We start from the raw sequence: 1,329 nt of genomic DNA on the forward strand, positions 1-1,329 counted from the left end.
GACTGCTAACCAACAAACTACCGTCGCTCAGTTCTTTCAATAGCTGCTGGTGGGGAAGAATCATACCTTCAAGAAAGCGTGGAGCTACTTCCCTGTCAACCTGTACAAGCACCTCAGCATCATCCGGAGTTAGCCACTCCATCCCCTGTTTATGTATCTCCTCGTGGACCTTTTGATTCGGTTTGTATTTATCTTCCCGGCGGTGAATCCGTGAAATATTCGGTAATCGGTACGAATGTAGCTGGTCACAGTAGGTCGCGGCGAGGAACCAGATACCACGGTCATTTACCAAACGATAGGGATGGACAGATTCAAACGTTTTTCCATTGTAGGTAAGGTCAATAACAGAGTGAGTGGTAATCACTTCGGTCAACTGTCTAAACAGCGCATCGAACTTCCCGATGGATTCGGAGCGTGGATTCTTAAACAGAACGGGAGTGTGACCGTTGAACTTGTAGTGATTCGGTAGTAGCGCAGACAAACCCGTATCGTGCAGTACCTTGTTGGTATTCGCATTACCATTATTTCGAGTTACTGGATCTAACCGATAACCCTCATTGGTGCGGATAATCGGAGCGTTGACTAGCCTTTCATTGAAATCGCGTCTCAGGGTTTTCTCGCTTACCTGATAATCCGCGACCAACTGCTCAGGGGAGAGCACTTCTCCCATAAACAATCTCGTCAATATGTCACCTAGCCTTAAAGCTAGCTTTTCACTCTTATCGCTCATGCTACTAGCGTACGGTTTCCCTTGGACAGGTTGAGGGCAAAACATTTTTAAATGTTTCAAACCGTCGCGCACTGAGATTTGGCATAGCTTTCATCGGATAAGGCAGGGCAATGACGATGACTATTTTCACACTCATTCTGCGGTCTTGGACATACCCTGTCCGAGCGCAGTGGGATACTACACAACGTAGATTTACTACAACGTCAATTAAAGGAAACTATAATGAAAGTGACATTCATTAAGCCACTTATGGCATCAGGTTATTCATGCCGCTCTTTAGGTTGTCCCGGTTGGGTCAACAAGGGTGGGTCATGCGATACGTGTGGCGCAATGGATTACAGTTAAGAAGGAGTATTCGTTATGGGCGGTTGGACAGAAGACCAAGGTGACTATGATGATGGTACAGAAGATTCTGGCTTCAGTCAGGACTTCGACATGGAACCGGGCGACGATGGTTGGCTTGGCGGTGACTTCATGGCTGATGATGACGATGATTAAGTCCCATCACTAAATTTGGCTTATCAACAAGGGCGGTATCGAAAGGTATCGCCCTTTTCTGTATCTATAGAAAAGGAAAAACATTATGGCAAAAACACATT

General features: G+C 46.0%; 3 protein-coding genes. 2 read left to right on the forward strand and 1 reads right to left on the reverse strand.

The annotated features are described in order from the left end of the window. The coding region (locus R7127_RS26280) for a WYL domain-containing transcriptional regulator (protein WP_318148692.1) at positions 1 to 685 on the reverse strand (685 nt) is incomplete at its 3' end. A 267-nt stretch (positions 686 to 952) separates the two neighbouring features. Here R7127_RS26280 and R7127_RS26285 point away from each other — a divergent pair. Beyond that, positions 953 to 1,075 carry a hypothetical protein gene (locus R7127_RS26285; RefSeq protein ID WP_257978028.1) on the forward strand — a complete coding sequence of 41 codons (123 nt, stop codon included), beginning with the start codon at positions 953 to 955 and terminating at the stop codon, positions 1,073 to 1,075. A 15-nt stretch (positions 1,076 to 1,090) separates the two neighbouring features. Continuing rightward, positions 1,091 to 1,228, forward strand: a complete 138-nt coding sequence (locus R7127_RS26290; RefSeq protein ID WP_023585706.1) for a hypothetical protein — start codon at positions 1,091 to 1,093, stop codon at positions 1,226 to 1,228. Positions 1,229 to 1,329: the final 101 nt, after the last annotated feature.

The sequence above is a fragment of the Vibrio sp. 1159 genome, from assembly GCF_033340395.1.
Lineage (GTDB): Bacteria > Pseudomonadota > Gammaproteobacteria > Enterobacterales > Vibrionaceae > Vibrio > Vibrio alginolyticus.